This window comes from Mycobacterium sp. G7A2, from assembly GCF_041902445.1.
In the GTDB taxonomy this organism is placed as follows: Bacteria; Actinomycetota; Actinomycetes; order Mycobacteriales; family Mycobacteriaceae; genus Mycobacterium.
This window is the reverse complement of the sequence record NZ_CP169251.1, coordinates 1,346,456-1,364,751: the sequence shown is the minus strand read 5'-3', so window position 1 is coordinate 1,364,751 and position 18,296 is coordinate 1,346,456. Positions and strand designations below refer to the sequence as shown.

Sequence of the window (18,296 nt, the reverse complement as noted above, 5' to 3'; positions counted from 1 at the left end):
GCCGGGCTCTGGTCGAGCTAGACGCCACTACGCACTTGCTGGCCACCATCGGCGTCGAAGAGTTCCTTGGTCCAGCGTTCGAGGATTTCTGCGCTGTCCCAGTCGTCGGGATGAAATCCGGCGCGGGTGTAGGAGCGAAAGCGCGCAATTGCTGCTGGGCTGAATAGCGGGTTATGACGGAAGGCTCGAAGGCTGCGCAGCAAGCGCACCGGGTTGTAGGCGGAACGGTCACCAGCCAGAGAGCGGGTGGTCTGGATGACCAACTCGCTGAACAAGAGGAGGCTGGCGATCCGCATCCCCCAGACCCTGGTGCGTTCGCTTCCACCGACCGTCTCGTAGACATCGAAAGCAACGGCCTTATGCTCGCATTCTTCCAGTGCGTGCCAGAGCAGAATAGGCCGCACTTCGGTGTCGCCGATCAGTTCTTGAGCTTCGTCGCTGGTGAGAATGATCTCGGCGAATGTCGCCGTGTAGTGCTCGAGGGCGGCCGTCACAGCCAGGCGCATCTTGGGAGAAAAACGCTTCTCAAGTCGGCCAACCAGCTTCTTGACATGCCGATCGATCCCCTCGGTGGGATAGCCCATTGCTTGAAGCCGATCGTTGAGCAGCCGATGCTGGTGTCGGTGGGTGGCCTCTTGTGCGATAAACCCCTTGACCGCCTCCTTGAGGTCAGCGTCGCTGATGTGGTCCCGGTACTCGCGGACTGACCGGATAAAGAAGTCTTCGCCTTCGGGGAACGTGGCCGACAAGGTGGACACAAAGTGGCTCATCACCAAGTCGCCATCAACGAAGTGCTGCCGACTGGTCCCAGCAGGCATATCGAATCGAACACGGCGGGGCTTCGGGACGACCCGTGCGGTGGGCCGTGTGGACGAATCGTCGCTCATGTTGTTCTCCCATTCGCCAAGGACGCGCTGTCAATCTGACTCTAAGCCTTGTCAGAATTAGATGGCAAGCTATCCACGTGGTTTCGGCGCGGGTGTATAGCGGAATGTCCGCCGAGGAGCGTCACCGGAACCGGCGCACCCGTCTCATCGAGGCCGCAACGGAGTTGATCGGCACGCGCGGCGTTGCCGCCGCCACTGTGACTGCCGTCTGCGCTGAATCGGGTGTCACGTCACGGTACTTCTACCAGCACTTCTCCGACCGAGACGCACTCCTGCGGGCTGTCTACCAGCAGCTCTATGCCACCTTCCAGGAGGTGATAGTCGACGCGATCCCCGATGCCGGCGAGCCACCGGAGGTATTGGCGTACGCGCCAATCCGCAGGCTGGTCGGCATGATCGACAACGACCCGCGGCTGGGTCGGATCCTGTTCGTGGAATCTGCAACCGAGCCGCTGCTCCGAGAGCTACGCAGCGAACTAATGGCAGGTTTCACCGACCTTGTCTTGCGCGAAGCCAGACTTCACCTCGACATCGCCGACTCTGCCGTGGGGGTTGCCCATTTGGCTTCGACCTTGGGCGTGGGAGGGCTATTCGAAGTCTTGCGCCGCCGACTCGACGGAGAACTGGAATTCACCACAGATGAACTCGTTCAGCACTGCGCAGGTTTCCTGGGCAGCCTAGGCAATTACGTGCTGCTGCAGAACACGGGCCAGTCGGCCACAACCGAAGCGCAAACCTAGAGCTAGCGGCCCCGCTACGCGATGTGGCCGTGCGTGCGCCCGACGACCAACGTCCGAGAACAGCAACAGCAAGACCCTGAACGGCATCCAAGGCCAGTGTCGTCGACTTACAGCGTCAGCCCTGGCTTCCAGAAACCCACTGAGTGTTCGATCATTCCTCTGCCCACTGCGACCGTCGGCCCGGTCCCGACTCGATAGCGGTCGCCGGCCCCTTCGCCAGCCGCGCGCTTTGCGCGGCCTGGCGACGACGGCCCCGCCACCACTTGCACTACATGCGGTAGCGTAGCGATACCGATAGTATCGCTACGATTCGCTACTAGTGGAGGCCCAGTGACCGACGGCACTGCAGATTCCCCAGGCCAGGCCACGCGCCGTGGCCAGCGGGACAACGGATCCCCCAACCCGGCCGAAACCCGCGAGTACAGCGAACGGTTGGCAGCGCTAGCCCGATTCACCCTCCGCCACAAAGCGCTGGTCATCGGGGTATGGCTAGGCGCCGCGGTCGTCCTCGCGTTGCTGTTCCCCCAGCTAGAAACCGTGGTGCGCCAACAGTCGGTGGACCTCATCCCTCGCGATGCGCCGTCCTTGCAGACGGTTGACCGCATGAGCGCCGCTTTCGGCGAAGAAGGCTCAAAAACCATGGTGTTCGTCGCCATGGAAGACCCCAATGGCTTGACTCCGACTGCACGGCAGCGCTACGGCGAACTCGTGCGCCGGTTGCAGGGCGAAGGCAACCACGTCCTGCTGGTGCAGGACCTACTGTCCGATCCGATTACCGAAGCCCAGGCAGTCAGCGCCGACCGCAAAGCTTGGTACCTGCCCGTAGGTGTCACCGGCACCCTCGGAGACCCCACGGCCGCCGAATCGGTAAACGCGGTGCGCAACATCGCCGCCGAGGTCTTCACCGGCTCGACCACGACTGTGCAAGTGACGGGACCACCGGCAACCTTCAGCGACATGATCGCATCCGCCGAGCACGACCTGCTGCTGATCTCAATCGCTACCGCGGGCGTGATCGCCCTGATCCTGCTGATCGTCTACCGGTCGGTGTTCACCGCGCTGTTACCGCTGCTAGTAATCGGGTTGAGCCTGGCAGTCGGGCGCGGCGTGCTGTCCGCCCTCGGCGAGATGGGCATGCCCGTCTCCCAGTTCACCGTCGCCTTCATGACTGCGATCCTGCTCGGCGCGGGAACCGACTACACCGTATTTCTGATCAGCCGATACCACGAACAGCGCCGCGCCCAAGTACCCGCCGATCAGGCCGTCATCCACGCCACCGCCAGCATCGGGCGCGTCATCCTCGCCTCCGCCGCCACCGTCGCACTCGCGTTCCTGGCCATGGTCTTCGCGCGGCTCAGCGTCTTCGCCGCCCTTGGCCCCGCGTGTGCCATCGCCGTACTGTTCGGATTTCTGGCCACCGTAACCCTGCTGCCACCGGTGCTGTCGCTAGCCGCCAAACGCGGCATCGGTGAACCCAAACCCGATCGCACCCGCCGCTACTGGAACAGCGTCGCCGTCGCCGTGGTCCGCCGTCCCGTGCCACTACTCATCGTCAGCCTGGTCATCTTGCTCGCCCTGTCGGCAGCGGCAGCAACCATCAAAATCAGCTACGACGACCGCAAGGGCCAACCAGACACCACGGCCAGCAACCTGGGCTACCACCTGCTGGACCGCCACTTCCGCAAAGACGTCGTCATCAGCGAATTCCTCGTCGTGGAAAATCCGACCGACATGCGGACCGGCAAAGGACTGGCCGATCTTGACGAGATGGCCTCCCGCGTCTCCCAGATCCCCGGCGTCACCAAGGTTTCCGGAGTCACCCGCCCCACCGGAGAGCGCCTCGACCAAGCAGAACTGGCCTGGCAGAACGGCCAGATCGGCGACAAAATGGCCGGCGCCGTCGCCGAGGGCAACTCCCGCAAAGACGACCTCACCAAACTCACCGACGGCGCCGACCAGCTCGCCGACGGCCTCGCCCAACTCGACAGCACCGTGCGCACCGCCTTCACACCACTAGCCGGAATCCTCACCCAAGCCCAATCCGCAGGAACTCAGGTCAACCAATTCCGGCCGCTGCTGCAACAACTTTCCGCCACTGCCCCCGCCGTCGACCAAGCCATCCAATCCGGCCCAGGACTACGACCGCTGGCCAACCAAGCCCAAAACGCAATCACTCAACTCGACCCACTCGTCGGCGCCCTCAACACCTCACCCTGGTGCGCCACCACCCCACAATGCGCCCAAATCCGCAACCAGGTCCAGATCCTGGTCACTCTGCGCGACAACGGATTCTTCAACCAAATCGCCGACCTCGGGGACCGCTACGATCCCGCCACCAATGCCACCGTTGGTGGCACCCTCGCCAACGTCCAGAACGCAGTCGCCTCACTGGACAAGGCATTCGGAGCCCTGGGTGACCCCGCCGACCTGACCACAAATCTCCGCCGATTGCAGGACGGAATCGGACAGCTGACCTCCGGCGCCCAAGCACTCGCCACCGGCGTCCGCACCCTCGCCGACAGCAACATCGAAATGCTGTCCGGCATGAGCCAGATCGCCACCCAACTACAGAACTCCTCGCGCGCAGCGGCCGACTCCGACTCCTCGAGCGGTTTCTACCTGCCCGCCAACGCATTCGAGAACCGGCAATTCACCGACGTCGCCGAACAATTCCTCTCACCGGACGGCAAAACAGCGCGGTTCATGATCGAAAGCAGCCACGACCCATACAGCGTTGAAGCCATGGACCTCGCCAGCCGCATCACCGACACCGCCAACACCGCACGACCCAACACGTCACTCGCCGACGCCACCGTGTCCGTAGCCGGCTTCCCCGCCGTCAACTCCGATATCCAACGACTCCTCTGGGCCGACTTCGCACAACTAGCCATCGCCACCATCATCATCGTCGGCGTCATCCTGGTCCTACTACTGCGCGCACTCCTAGCACCGCTCTACCTACTAGGCACCGTCGTGCTCAACTACCTCGCATCACTCGGCATCGGCGTCGTAGTCTTCCAATGGGGACTGGGCCACGAAATCGCCTGGCCCGTACCGCTGCTGGCGTTCATCATCCTCGTCGCCGTCGGCGCCGACTACAACATGCTGCTCGTCTCACGGCTCCGCGAAGAATCCGGAACCAACATCCGCGTCGGCGTCCTGCGCACCGTGGCAAACACCGGAGCCGTCATCACCTCCGCTGGCCTCATATTCGCCGCCAGCATGTTCGGCCTCATGGTCGGCTCAGTCGCCATCATGATCCAAGCCGGCCTCATCATCGGCTTCGGGCTGCTGCTCGACACCTTCCTCGTGCGCACCCTCACCGTGCCCGCCATCGCCACACTCCTACGCGAAGCCAGCTGGTGGCCCACCAAAGCAACAAACCCGCGACCCGGTCAGACCAACCCAGGAGGCATTAAGGACGCACCTCACGTGCTGGTCCAGGAGAGGTGAAAAGCGAACAGAGCAATACCCGGCGCTACATGCCGACCAGCGTGAAGGCGTATTCACCCCGAATGAATACGACCCCTGCGCCGGTACAGCGGACCGCTTATCGACGGACGAAAACGGGTACGGCTGCCGATCGGCCCCCGGTGCTGCGAGGATGGCGAGGCTCGCTGACGTCCGACGTCTGCCGCGGCGACGCTCGTCGAAGGGCACGGATTGCATCTCGGAGGCCCCGATCATTAAGACCTGCGGAAAGCGGTTGAACGACCAGGCCAATGCAGAGAAGTCCGCGCTACCGTGCAGCAATGGCATCGACGGTCGGCGCTCTGTTCGCCGCGGCCGGTGTTCGGCGCCTCGGCGCCGTTCCGTGGCAGACAGCCGTGCCATCGGTGTGTCCGGGCGTTTACGTCGTGGCCAGAGTCTCCGACCCCGCCGGGCAGGTTTCAGGCGACGCGGACATCGACCTATCCGCGGTCAGACAGCTGTTGGAGATCCGCAAGGAGTTGACCCTAGACGGGCAGCGACCCTCGCCAGAAGCGCTGTCCGACCGGCTCATGTCAATGTGGCTACCAGACGAACCTGCGATCTACGTCGGGCTGGCTAGCTGTACTGACCTGAGAGGTTAGGTACGCGGCTGGCTGGTGCTTGACCGCCGAGTGCTGTGTGGCCGCGGTGGTGATTATAGGTGTGCAACCAGCGCGGGTATTCGTCGCAGCGTTGCGCGTCGCTGGTGTAGAGCCGCGCATAGGCCCACTCGTCGGCCAGAGTGCGATGGAAGCGCTCCACCTTGCCGTTGGTCTGCGGCCGGTAGGGCCGAGTGCGACGATGCTCGATATCGCCGAGGGCATCGCGGAAGACGTGCGATCGATAACAGTTCCCGTTGTCGGTCAACACCTTTCGAACGGTGATGCCGCAATCGGTGAACCACGCGTTGGCACGCCGCCAGAAGCCGGCGGCGGTGTCCTTGCCCTCGTCGGCGAGTAATTCGGAGTAGGCCAGCCGCGAATGCGCGTCGATGGCGGTGTGGATGAAGTGGTAACCGCGGACCGGGTTGCCGTACTTGTTGGTCACCCCGCTGCTCTTGTCGGCCCTGGCGTTGCGGTTGCCCTTCGTACGGCCCACCATGCGCCAGCCGCCGCCGGCGGGGATCTTGCCGAGTTTCTTGACATCGACGTGCACCAGGTCGCCGCAGCCTGCGGACTCCATTCGGCGAACGACGCGTCCGGTCGCGCGGTCGAGCCAGCGCAGCTTGGCGATCCGGTAGCGGCTCAGCACCCGATGCACCGTTGAGGGATGAATCCCGAGCAGATAGCCGATACGGGCTGGCCCCCACCGCCGGGTGACGCGCACGCCAATGATGCGCCGCTCAGTGCGTGTAGGTGTGCGATTGGGGCTGTGGTGTGGGCGTGAGCTGCGGTCGGCCATCCCCGACTCACCCTGCTCGCGATAGCGGCCCGCCCACCGCGAGGCCGTGGACACCGACACCTGGAAACGTTCGGCAGCCCGACGCAAAGACCAGCCATCATCGACGACGCAACGAGCCAGCCGCAGGCGACCGGTTTCGGACAAAGGGGCATTACGGTGAGACACGAAGACCTCCGAAGTGAGTTGGTGCGTTCCTAGGCAGTTCGCACTTCACTCGGAGGTCTTCGTCTTGTCACCTCACCACGCCGTCACCAACGTCCGTGGTCAGTACAGCTAGCACGTCTCTGCGGAATCGCGTGAGCCAGTTCTACCGGACACGCCTCGCCGCGAGGTCGCCGCACGCCGGAGGGTGGCCCCTCAAGTGCATCAAGGACTTGAGTACCGCCTGGGTGCACTTCGGTGAGTGCGCCAACGTGAAGGTCGCTGAGCGCAAGATGTTGGAATCTTTCATGTCAGCGTTGGGGCCTGTTGCGAGGGAACGCACGATCGATCCTGAACTTCCCTTGCCTTACGCGAATCTCGAGATCAAGGACTCCTCGAATCGCCGCCGAATCAAGCGACATGGAATCAGCGGTGCTAAAGCTACCCGCTGAAATGCAAGATACGAGACGCAAGCTGGCACCAATAGACCAGTGCCCAAACCCGTTCGGCCGGTTCAGTACGGATCCAGCGCCGATGCACATCCCGAGTCGGATCTTGGGCAGACAAAATCAGTTCGTCTCAGTCTCTTGCAGCTCACGAATGATTCTGCGACCGAATTCATTTACTCCGGTGATGCTGTAGTTCTCAGCTCGGGGGATGCTGTACAGGCCGCTGGATACAGGCTGTGAACCCACCAATACAAGTCCGGTTCTTACCAGAACCGCCTTCACCGCCGGTGGCTCGTTGCTAAGTGCGGTCTGCAGGGTTTCGTCGTTATTGCCGGGATCTTTTCGGTTCTCGTCATCGGCGGCTATGAGTCTGACAAGTGCGCGAACGTGCGGACCCTCAAGCTCGCGCAAGGCGGCCACGATGAACTGAGCGTCATCCATCTTCGTGTCGTCCGTTAGGGCATTCGCCACCACGCGCGCAAGATAGATGCGCTTACCGCTGTCTGCCGCCGACATCGCGGCTTGGATGCCATCCCAGAGCAGATTCTGGAGCCCCGGATCTGCCCGGACCTGTTCCAACAGTCGGTGTGCATCCACGAGATCGGCAACACCATCGACGAACTCTTCCGCACGACCTTGACGAGAATCGATCAGCCCCTGAACCACGGCGCCGGTTCCCGCGCCAACACCCGGCACACCAGCCTGCCAGCCGAGCACCTCCGCGCCGGAAGCAACCGCAGCTCGCACGACTATCTGTTTCCACGAAGGCACTTCTTCGTCGACCATGCGCCGATGCTATGCCGACGCTCGCGGCTGGAGCTGGCCTCGGCAGCGAATGCAGTCAGGCATGCGACCTGCAACCTCCCCGATCCAGTCGGCGCTAGCGGGTTGAATAGAGCGAGCGTAAGACGGCTCCCGACGGCGATAACGGCACGATCGGGGTTGGATCGAAGGAGTCAGCCATTGCCCGAAAGCCGGCACCGATACCTCTACGAACGCCTTGGCGATCACGATTTTCAGCAGCTCGTCAGCGCTCTGTTGGCAATACAGTTCCCCGACTACTGCCCGATGGCGCTGAGGCAGACCGACGGCGGTGTCGACGGTCTCCGCAACATCGATCCGGAGACATTACTGATCTATCAGGTCAAGTGGTCGGTCAGCGGCACGGAGAAGAACCCCGTCAGCTGGCTGGACGCGGTCGTGAAGAAGGAGCTAAACAACCTGCGCCAGCTAGCGAAGGACGGCATACGCAACTACGTCCTGGTGACCAATGTGGCAAGTACGGCCAAGCCAAAAACCGGCACGTTCTCCCAGCTAAACCGAAAGCTAAAGGAGCACGCCAAGAACGTCGGTTTTGACCAAATGACATGCATCTGGCGTGAGGCGCTTAATCCGTGGGTCGACAACGCTCCGGACTCGACAAAGTGGGCCTACGCCGACATGCTCGCAGGCTGGGATCTCATCCGATACTTGGTCGCTGAGCAGGTCGGCACCGCCAAGAACCAGGCAGACCGCAAGCTGATCCGCAAAATCGCCGCGGCGCAATGGGACGACGACCAGCGTGTCAAGTTCAGCCAGGCTGACGTCGACCGCGAAATGGTGGTGGACCTCTTCGTCGACGTCACCGCCGATCAGGTGCATTCCCCGACCGAAACCCGGATGCGATCAAGCGCGCCGACCCCACTCGGCGGAGCGGCCGCTCACCTGCTGCACTCACCAATACCGTTCACATTGGTGCGAGGCGCCCCCGGTCAAGGAAAATCCACTCTCAGCCAGTACATCTGCCAAGTGCACCGCAGCGCGTTCATCCCGGAATCGGAGCGGCCAGAATCGCTTCCAGAGCTGAAGAACCCTCGATTCCCGATCAGGCTGGACCTCAGCGACTACGCGCTCTGGCTCGCCGGCAACGACGTGTGGGACCACTCCGACGATCGCAGGCCGGCGACGAAGAAGCCACGCAAGGGTGAGCAGGCGGCCATCGAATGCTTCCTCGCCGACCTGTTGACCCATGACAGCGGCGGTATCACCACCACCGCGACAACCGTGCAGGACATATTCGAGCGAGTACCCAGCCTCGTCGTACTTGACGGTCTCGACGAAGTCGGCAGCGCCAGCATCCGGCGCAGGGTGGTCAACGAGATCGACGCGTTCGCCAGCCGGGCGAAGACTTACAGTGAGCCGCTGAAGGTAGTCGTCACCACGCGCCCCAGCGCCGGTGAGCTTGCGGAACCGTCGCCACACATGTTCGGGATCGTCACCTTAAACCAACTCACTGGTGACCAGCGGGCTGATTACCTACGCAAATGGTGCGCCGTCCGAGGGATCAAGAGCAAAGACGGTCGCGCGCTGCGCAGGAGCTTCCAAGAGAAGAGCCGCGAGCCCTACATTCATGAGCTCGCCGGTAACCCAATGCAGCTCACAATCCTGTTGGACCTTCTCCACCAGCAGGGGGCTGCCACCCCCACACAGCGGACCGACCTATACGACAAGTACGTTGACCTGCTCTTGGCCCGCGAAGCCAACAAGCACCCGAAGGCCGTCCGCGACCACAAGGAAGAGCTCCTCGAGATCATCCCGTTCCTCGGCTGGTACTTGCACGCACACACCGAAGAATCGCAGATCAACGGGCGCATGAGCATCGGCGATTTGAAAGCGGCGATGCGCCACTTCCAGCACACCTACGGCAACCGCGAGTCGATTGTCGATCAACTCTTCGAGGGCGCGAGCGACCGTTTGTGGGCTCTGACGAGCAAGGTGGATGGCACCTACGAGTTCGAGGTGTTGTCGCTGCGGGAGTACTTTGCTGCGCGGTTCCTCTACCGCACTTCAGGCGAGGACAACGCTGATTTCGACAGCACAACGGTGCTTCGGGAACTTCTGAGACGCCCGTACTGGCTCAACACCGCAAGGTTCTACGGAGGAAACGCTAAGGGCAGCGACGTTTACTCGTTGACCGCCGGGATCGAGCAGGAACTGGGGAAAACCTCAAATGCCCCGTCGTACCTCGCCGCGTGGGCGCTGCTCACCGATGGCGTCTTCCTGCGTCGTCCGCGTGAAGCTCGAAAGGTGCTGACCGCGCTTTGTTCGGACACCGGAAGCGCGATCTTGCTATCCGCGCTCGACCGCCGGGACATCGTTGCACTCCCTGAACTTCCCGACCTACCCGCCGACGACGGTGTCGACCCGACCTGGGCACGGCTGACGGCCCTAATCAGCAGGAATCCGAGCGATGTCGAGAACCCACAGCGTGTGCGAGTCCTGCGGGAACTGCTTAACCAATGCAGCGACTTTACGGCGTGGTGGTACCAGCAGCTCACTGCAGCGATTGGCACGACCCAGCAGAACGCGTGGCTCGCTGTCGGTGCCTGCTGTGAAGCTGGAGCCGGCATCACCTCGAAATTCGAGAACTTGGATCTGTCCAACGGCGCCGCCGAACTCTTCCTCAGTACCGGGCTAACCCCGGAGCGTGGAAGTTCGTTGGAGGCAGCTCTGCTCACCGCGGTGCTGGATGGGCAATGTCCCTGCGTCACGTCGACGCGCTCGATGCCTGCGCAGGTCGCGGTCGCCCTGGCGCCCGGAGAGTTCCTGACCAGCTCCACGACAGGCTTCATCTCCGGCGACGAGAGGGCGAAACGTCGCAGATCTGAGGCGATCAACCAGCTCAGAAGGGCCCGCTCACCGTGGGAGCAAGTCGGAAGGAAACGCACGTTTAGGTCCGGTTATAAGGCGAGCACATTTCCGTGGGCAGACACCGCCAAAGCGGTGTACGAGCAAGCCGGTCGTTGTTGGATCGCTACGGAGATCGCCATCATCGGCGCGGCCTCTCCGTTCGGACTCGCGTACAGGAAGTGCGCTGACGCTACGGCCTTTGGAACGATGAGCCACCCGACCGAGCTCCTTGCTCAGACCACCACGCACTCACGCAATCCCGGCTGGTGGCGGGAACAGCTGGAGGTCATCGACGACGGCGACCTAGGCCAAGCGGAATGGGCACTGGCCCTATGGTCCGTCGCATCAGGAGCCGTCGTCTCCGAACTCCTGCCGGAATTAACGCTCGTTCTCGGACAGCTCTCGGCGGGGCGACGACGTACGGTCCTCCGCGCGGCTGAACAGATCGCTCGCTTCGGCTGGCTGACAAACCGCCCCGTCACCGGCGACACGACCGACGCCGAATTGGCCGAACTCAATCGGCTCCGAGTGGCAGCACCACCGGCGGAGCGGCCAGGCAAGACCGAGGCTCTTGATCACACGACGATGCCTTCGCTCCTCAGCGTTGCCCGCGCCGAACGGTGGCTGAAGGTCGACAACGCGGCCGCCTACCGCTGAGGGTCCCCGCCCGCGCAACGACAGATACCGGCCGCGTACCGATCAGCACGCCCTTCACACTTGCGAGAGCGTTGCGATCCGCAATTGAACGTCACAGATGCTCCGTTTGATGCGAATGTTGCCCACCCCTCCTTTGGGCGTTTGCCAACACTAGCGCGTCAACCAGTACATTTCGGCCAACGGGTCACACGCTAGCCTGTTTGTGACGTAAGCAGCAGAACGCGTGCGCGCGACGAAAGGCGAGCTCCATGTCAGTCACAACGAAGATCCGCCGTCGACCTGCGCCGGCGATTGCTGTCGTTGGGTTCGGAGCCGCGGAGGCGTTCGCCATCAACAAGGTCACTTCGACGCCGGCCTGGTGGTGGTGGTTACTCCTCGTCGTCGCTCTCATTGGCGCAATCGGTTGTGCGGTGTTGGTGCAGCGCGCGCCTGAAAACGACGCTGGCCGCGATGACCCTAGCAACAAGGTGGAGGGCCCGGTGTCAGGCGGTAGCGCGATAACGCAGCAGTCAGCCGGTGACAAAGGACAGAATATTTCAGCCGACAACGGATCCTTCGCTGCAAACCGCGTGGACAAAATCGGCGACATCACGCTTGGAGGGCAGCGACCCACGGGCGACGATCCCAAGAACCGCTGACGTTTGTGACCTCCCCATCGGAAGGATCAGAAGCGCAGCAGCAAGGAGTGGCGGCCAACGACCACTCCGTCGCGATCGGCCAAGTGGGATCTCTCGGCACTCTGAATGTCGAAGCACGCACGGTGCATATGAATTTCCATGTGCCGGCCCCCAGCTCCTCCATTGCAGAGGCAGTTGGGCCGAGCCCCCTTGACACTGCAGATGCCGTATCACTCGGGCCTCTCGCCAGCACTGAAGCCCAGGGCCTGCTCGACAGAGCGAATCAGCTCGCTGCCGACGACCCACGTGCGGCGCTCGAGCTTTTCCGCGAGGTTCAAAGACGTTTAGTGGCTGCTGGTTTCCCGATTCACGCTGCAGAATTCGACCATCGGGTCGCGGCCCTGTGCGTCAGTACCGGGGAGGAAGACACCGCCGTCCGGCTGATGCTGCAATCGCTATGGGAAGCCGACATCTCTGGAAGCTCAATGCGCGCCGATCGGGTGCTCGGGGCGTTAAGGAATCTGGCGGGTTTTCCCGATTTCCCGAAAGGCTCAGAAGAACCCCTAACTGCGCGCCTGGGTGCTGCGGTCGAGATCGCCGAATTCGTCTCAGATCACCTGCAAACTCCTGTGCCGTTACCAATCGAAATCCCCTCCGAGGCAATATCACTGGTCGATGCGGAAGACCGTGCACGGACCGTCTTGTTCGCAGCAGAGAGCGCGCTAGGCGACGACAACCTGGCCTGGATCGTGAATAACCGCCAAGTGATCACGACGGCCGCGGACGAGATCGCGCATACCCTCCCGGAAATCGCGCTTCGTTTGAGACTGGCATCTGCGGATGCGACGGGAGAATGGGGCGACCTGCTCCACGCGTCAAGTTCTGGAATAGCGAGAAACCTCAAGGCATTGGTGCTCGCGCGACATGCGCGCCACAAGCTACTGCAGGCCGTGCCAATTGAAGCCGACCGGGACTGGCGCGCAGCAGTCAATGAGGCATGTCTGTCGGAGCGCTACACGGACGCTGCCGACTGGCTCTTGAGTCAGCGGTTCGTTGCGAACCGCTTCGGTGTGTTGGCCGACGACAAGTGGCACCCTCTCGCTCAGGCGCTGCTGAACATGCCATCCAAAGCCCGTATCGTGGCTGGGGCTGAGAGCGTTCGCGAACTTGGGCTAGCAGCTTTGCATTTCAATAGCCCGCGTATCGCCGCCATCAATCTAAGACGGCATCTACTTGAGGGAATACGGTCAGCGTCCTTCTTTGACGAAAGAGACGCTCGCGGGCTACTCGGAGCTCATTACCTCGCGTGCGGTGAGTTGCCCCTCGCTGCCTTCTACACCATCGGCGCCGGCAACTATAAGGAATCTCGGGACGTTGCCAAAGCTTTTGGCGACACCTACCACGATGTTACTGAGCTCATCAAGAGTCCACTATCGTGGGTGTGCGCATCCGCACTCGAATTCACAACTCAGCAAGCCGATCTCATCCCTGACAACGATCTCAATTCCGTCGTAGCGCAGGCGCTATCGACAATTGATGACGTCGCTTCGGGTGCACGGCTCGACTCTCCCGTCTTCAGTCCTCAGATGCGCCGATCTGCCTACGGCCTTCTGGCCGCCGTGTCTGAACGTCTTACCGCCTGTGACGCGGAAACCGTCCTCAAGCTGCTATCTGGGTTTGTCGAGTGCGAGAAGCACCACTACCGTCCCACTGACGAAAGCCACGTTCTCATCGCGGCCGGCATAGCTCAGACACACACCGGCGAGCTCCGTGGCGCCGCCGTTGAGCAACTAATCGGTCTCTACGGGAGGGCCTCTCACGCGTTTGGCGATTCGGCTCGCAGAGCGTTAGCGGCCAACTTCGACCAAGTCCGCGATCGACTCCATGAGATGGCGGAAGGTACCCACCTCGACGCTGCAGCTTTCCTCGCGTGGCAAGACCCCGCCGACACGACGACCGATGCTGCGCAAGCTGCTGCACAACGATTGTGTCAACCTGCGAAGAGCGGTCCAAATGGTTTTGGCGTCGGAACTGGGGCAGTCAACGACTCGCTGCTTGCCGCGTCCCTTTCTGAGCCAGAACGCATCAGCTGCATCGAGATGCTTTTTAAGAAGGCAGAGTCCTCGTGGGAACCGGCCACGAATCGCGACGATTACCTCCGCGCCGCCAGCAATCTCGTTAACGGAATTCCCGAGGATACCCGCCGCACATACTTCACGAAGGCGCTGTCGTTCGCTTCGGACATGCCTCATTCGAAGGCCGACGCTTTTCAAGCGTCCATGAGCAGTCCTTTGAGCGCAATGAGGGTCAATGACGGCAGTGACTGCAGACCGGCGGCGGTGTATCTAGCAGGCAGGCTCGCAGACACAGTCGAGGAGAAACAGCGGGTACGAGATGCAGCTCTCCGTCTCGTTGGTGTCGGAACGGACGAAGACTACAGAGTCACGAAAACCTTGCAGCTCGTCCAGTCTCAGCTTGACGGAAGTGTCGGCCTGCTTGCTCAGGGAAGTTGGACCCTGAAAAGTCTCGCGGCCATGTTGTGGGTCGAATCGACAACGTTGCCGGACGAGGTTGGTATTGCATTGAGCCGCGACCCCGATGTCCGAGTCAGAAAAGCTCTCGCCCGGGCCCTGAGTTCGTCACCGAACCGTGCCGACTCCATCGCGCGAATCACTCTTGCCCAAGACCCGCGGTGGTCAGTTCGCACACTGTCGAATAACCGCAGCACCGACAGATGAACAACGGCAGTAGCTCGCAAGGCGCTGAAATACGTGTCAATCAGCGTCATCGTATTACCCTCGGCAGCAACCGCCTACGGCGACCTCGAAGAGACACACAACAATTACCGGCGTCCACAGATACGACAGCAAGAATGCTGAAATTGAATACGCGAGGCAGACGGCACTCAGCGAAAATCCTACGGCCGGCGCAGCATTCCGATGCCGCCGAGCAGGTCGCCACCACCATCGTTGCAGCCGTTAGAACCACGCGGGGCGACCGCCGTGCTCAACGGAGCATCGCGCCGCTTGATCTCTTCACTGTTGCGTTCGCTCGCATAATCGAACGCGTCCCGCCCAACGTCCGCCGCCTGCCCGAACGCGGCGAATCTGCTCACAGGGTGTCGCACCCGACGTTCGATAACGTCAGCGCTGCAATTTTTACTCGGCTCGTTCGTAACTGCTTTTTCTCTGTGCCAGCTGACGGAGGACATGCTCAGGATCACGAACTTCTACCCCTCATACCGCAGTAGTTACCGCAGTGCTTTCGTTTAGACTCAGCTCCGGCCAACGCAGCCAACACCGTATCCGCAGCTAGAGGCATATCTCCCGACGGATTCCAGAACTGGCAAACACAACAAACGCCCAGTTCAGAGGATTTTAAGTCCGCTGCCTCTGCCAATTGGGCTATGGGGGCTGGCCGACGCTGATCCTATCGGCAACGTCAGCCGGCCCCGGAGCCCGAGTCAGCGCTTCGGGACTCCCGTCTACGACAGCGCACAGCCGACCAGCACCGGCCGGTGTCCCCTCCGAATCCATCACCCTTGTTGGCGGATCGGGCGAGGTTGCCGGGGACCACGGCGACAAGAGCGCGACGATCAACCGGACCGCCAGGACCGTGCCGCGGCGCAGCGCAAACCTGGCCGCGAGCAGGGTCTACGCCCCAGCCGGAAGCCCATCACCACCCGGTCGTCATACCGACTTGGGCACCTGCGCCCGGAACGTCTCGCGACCCCAGAACCCGTTGCTCAGCCCCGGTCCGGCGGTGTCATGGCATCAGCTCGTCGGCGGCTCGTAGGGAACTTCGGGATGTTCTCGGTGCCAATCCTTCTGACGGTCGTGGGTCTTGCGGTGATTCGTCACGACCCAGGTCATGCCGCCACCGATCAGCAGCACTGCCAGCACCACACTGATGGTGCCGAACATCGGCTCACCGGTGGCGAACGCGGCGAGACCGAAGAAGAACGCCACGACGCCGACGCCGGTTGCGATCAGACCCGGCGCGTTGACGCCGGCTTTCATGGTTTCACCCGCGTGTTGGCGGGCGGTGCGGGAATGATCGACCGGATCTAACGAATTGTCAGGCATGAGAGCTCCTTTCGCGGCCAAGCTAGTGCAGGGCGGATATTCCGTGTTCTTCAGCGTGCGGGCCCGATGCACCGCATTGCGCGCCACCGCAGCGGTGGCAACGGCCAAGGCCTCGGGCACCTCGTCGAGGTCGTCAGCGCCCTTGGAGTGCATGGGCTCACCGCTCCAATAGGTGCCGCCTCGAGCGGGGACGGTGGAACCGATGTCATTGACCGCCTGGAACACCTCGGCGGTGGTCTTGCGCGCAGTCCGCGGCATGGCCGCGCGCCGTCTCGAACAGGTGCTCGGCCATGAGTTGGCTACTCGACGGTGCCCGGCTCTTCTTCAGGCTGCATACCAGCCCCAGGGAGCGTATCGGTGTCGTCGCGGCAGTCACGCTCAGACGAGTACCCGAGCGATGCCCCGCAAAACGATCCGCGACACGGGGTCACAGGGACGCAACAATTCACCTCGCGCGGCGGGTCACCTGCTCGTCTTCCTCGAACGCCACCCGGTCATCGGGCCCGTCGCCGAAGAACCGGTAGCCGCCTGCGTGGGCATCCTCCATCAACTGGATTTCGTTGACAGTCAGCCACCGGTTGGCCGCCGGATCGGCGATGAGGTCGCCCTTGCGGATTTCGCTGGGCGCCACCGTCTCGACGTTGTCGTTGTCCACGCCGGCCTGCCTCAGTGGTCGCGCAGTTTGGAGATCAGCTTGTCCTTGGTCAGCCGCGAATAGCCATGCAGACCCAACTCTTTGGCCCGCTGCTTGAGATCACCGACGGTCCAGTAGTCGTAGGACTGTGACATGCCGCCGCGGCGTCCGACCGTGGTCGCACTCGTGCGGGCCGTGGCGTTGGCGACACGGGCCGCCTTCTGTTTGGAGTTTCCTTCGCGCCGAAGATCCTGGTAGAGCTTCTCGTTCTTGATCGATGAGTTCGGCATCGGCTCGCCCTCCTCTCGCTGTCACTGACTTCTAGGCTTCCCTCGCCAGCAGCGACCAAACACCGCCGCCTCAGGGCTGCAGGATGACCTTGACGGCGCCGTCCTGCTTCTTCTGGAAGATGTCGTAGGCGTGCGGTGCCTGCTCGAGCGGCACCGTATGCGTGGCGAAGGTGTCCACGCCCAGCGGGTCGTCGTCGGTGAGCAGCGGCATGATGTCGTCCACCCACCTCTTGACGTTCGCCTGCCCCATCCTGACCTGGATCTGCTTGTCGAACATCGTCATCAGCGGAAGCGGGTCGGCCATGCCGCCGTACACGCCGATCAGCGACACGGTGCCGCCCCGGCGGACGGTGTCGATGGCGGTGTACACGGCGTCGAGCCGGTCGATTCCTGCCGTCTTCATCATCGGCTTGGCGATCATGTCCGGCATGAACGCGGTCAGTGTCTGCGCCGCCTGGGCGACCCGTGAGCCGTGCGCCTCCATCCCGACGGCGTCGATCACCGAGTCGGTGCCACGCCCGTCGGTCATCGAGCGCACCGCATCCCCGACCGTCCCGTTGACCTGTTTGAGGTCGATGGTCTCGATGCCGCGGGTCGCGGCCCGCTGCAGCCGCTCGGGTACGCGGTCGACCGCGATCACCCGGAAACCGTGATGCTGGGCGATGCGCGCCGCCATGTCGCCGATCGGTCCGAGCCCGAGCACGGTCACCGATCCGCCCTTCGGCACGTCGGCGTACTCGACGGCCTGCCAGGCGGTGGGCAGCACGTCCGACAGGTAGACGAACCGCGAATCGGGCGGCCCGTCAGGAACTTTGATGTGGGTGAACTGGGCTTGCGGCACCCGCAGGTACTCGGCCTGCCCGCCGGGAACCGAACCGTAGAGCTCGGAATATCCGAACAGCGCGGCTCCGGTGCCCTGTTCACGCACCTGGGTGGTCTCGCACTGGGTGTAGAGCTTCTGATCGCACATGTAGCAGTGGCCGCACGAGATCTGGAACGGGATGACCACCCGGTCACCCACCGACAGCTCCGACACCTCGGAGCCAACCTCGGTCACCACACCCATCGGTTCGTGGCCGAGGATGTCGCCTTCGTTCATGAACGCGCCGAGCACCTCGTACAGATGCAGGTCGGACCCGCAGATGTTGGTGGAGGTGATCTCGATGATCGCATCGGTCGGCTGCTCGATCGTGGGATCTTTGACGGTGTCGACGCGGACGTCGCGGCGACCATGCCAGGTGACTGCCTTCATGAC

The 18,296-nt window shown here is 62.6% G+C and carries 13 protein-coding genes; 5 read left to right on the top strand and 8 right to left on the bottom strand.

Annotated elements, in window-relative coordinates:
- Positions 1-17: 17 nt before the first annotated feature.
- Positions 18-887, bottom strand: coding sequence for a metal-dependent hydrolase (locus ACEWX3_RS06615; RefSeq protein ID WP_011856885.1), 870 nt, complete (start codon positions 885-887; stop codon positions 18-20).
- 104 nt (positions 888-991) lie between these two features.
- Here ACEWX3_RS06615 and ACEWX3_RS06610 point away from each other — a divergent pair, with 104 nt between their 5' ends.
- Positions 992-1,627 carry a TetR/AcrR family transcriptional regulator gene (locus ACEWX3_RS06610; protein WP_011856886.1) on the top strand — a complete coding sequence of 212 codons (636 nt, stop codon included), beginning with the start codon at positions 992-994 and terminating at the stop codon, positions 1,625-1,627.
- Between the two features lie 330 nt (positions 1,628-1,957).
- The gene (locus ACEWX3_RS06605) at positions 1,958-5,080 is read left to right on the top strand and encodes an RND family transporter (protein ID WP_073683302.1); all 3,123 of its coding nucleotides are present in this window, start codon (positions 1,958-1,960) and stop codon (positions 5,078-5,080) included.
- Positions 5,081-5,674: 594 nt separating this feature from the next.
- Here ACEWX3_RS06605 and ACEWX3_RS06600 read toward each other — a convergent pair.
- Both ACEWX3_RS06600 and ACEWX3_RS06595 read right to left on the bottom strand, forming a co-directional pair.
- Positions 5,675-6,664, bottom strand: a complete 990-nt coding sequence (locus tag ACEWX3_RS06600) for an IS481 family transposase (RefSeq protein ID WP_099961896.1) — start codon at positions 6,662-6,664, stop codon at positions 5,675-5,677.
- Positions 6,665-7,209: 545 nt separating this feature from the next.
- Positions 7,210-7,875 (bottom strand): hypothetical protein, encoded by a 666-nt coding sequence (locus tag ACEWX3_RS06595; protein ID WP_024449596.1) that lies wholly within the window; start codon positions 7,873-7,875, stop codon positions 7,210-7,212.
- Positions 7,876-8,052: 177 nt separating this feature from the next.
- Between ACEWX3_RS06595 and ACEWX3_RS06590 the strand changes: the two genes are divergently transcribed.
- The 3 genes from ACEWX3_RS06590 to ACEWX3_RS06580 all read left to right on the top strand — a co-directional run bounded on the left by ACEWX3_RS06590 (position 8,053) and on the right by ACEWX3_RS06580 (position 14,770).
- On the top strand, positions 8,053-11,415 hold the full coding sequence (locus ACEWX3_RS06590; RefSeq protein ID WP_024449595.1) for an NACHT domain-containing NTPase: 3,363 nt from the start codon (positions 8,053-8,055) through the stop codon (positions 11,413-11,415).
- Between the two features lie 248 nt (positions 11,416-11,663).
- On the top strand, positions 11,664-12,053 hold the full coding sequence (locus tag ACEWX3_RS06585) for a hypothetical protein (RefSeq protein WP_024449594.1): 390 nt from the start codon (positions 11,664-11,666) through the stop codon (positions 12,051-12,053).
- A 47-nt stretch (positions 12,054-12,100) separates the two neighbouring features.
- Positions 12,101-14,770: a hypothetical protein gene (locus ACEWX3_RS06580; protein ID WP_024449593.1), complete on the top strand. Its 2,670-nt coding sequence runs from the start codon at positions 12,101-12,103 to the stop codon at positions 14,768-14,770.
- Positions 14,771-14,949: 179 nt separating this feature from the next.
- Here ACEWX3_RS06580 and ACEWX3_RS06575 read toward each other — a convergent pair whose 3' ends face one another.
- The 5 genes from ACEWX3_RS06575 to ACEWX3_RS06555 form a co-directional block, all read right to left on the bottom strand.
- A complete protein-coding gene (locus ACEWX3_RS06575) occupies positions 14,950-15,147 on the bottom strand; it encodes a hypothetical protein (RefSeq protein WP_085172324.1) in 198 nt (65 codons plus the stop codon).
- A gap of 658 nt (positions 15,148-15,805) precedes the next feature.
- Complete coding sequence (locus ACEWX3_RS06570) at positions 15,806-16,342, bottom strand: hypothetical protein (RefSeq protein WP_374159008.1); 537 nt, start codon at positions 16,340-16,342, stop codon at positions 15,806-15,808.
- A 220-nt stretch (positions 16,343-16,562) separates the two neighbouring features.
- On the bottom strand, positions 16,563-16,772 hold the full coding sequence (locus ACEWX3_RS06565; protein ID WP_221354816.1) for a hypothetical protein: 210 nt from the start codon (positions 16,770-16,772) through the stop codon (positions 16,563-16,565).
- Between the two features lie 11 nt (positions 16,773-16,783).
- Positions 16,784-17,041, bottom strand: coding sequence for a Rho termination factor (locus ACEWX3_RS06560; protein WP_374159007.1), 258 nt, complete (start codon positions 17,039-17,041; stop codon positions 16,784-16,786).
- 70 nt (positions 17,042-17,111) lie between these two features.
- Complete coding sequence (locus ACEWX3_RS06555) at positions 17,112-18,293, bottom strand: zinc-dependent alcohol dehydrogenase (protein WP_374159006.1); 1,182 nt, start codon at positions 18,291-18,293, stop codon at positions 17,112-17,114.
- Positions 18,294-18,296: the final 3 nt, after the last annotated feature.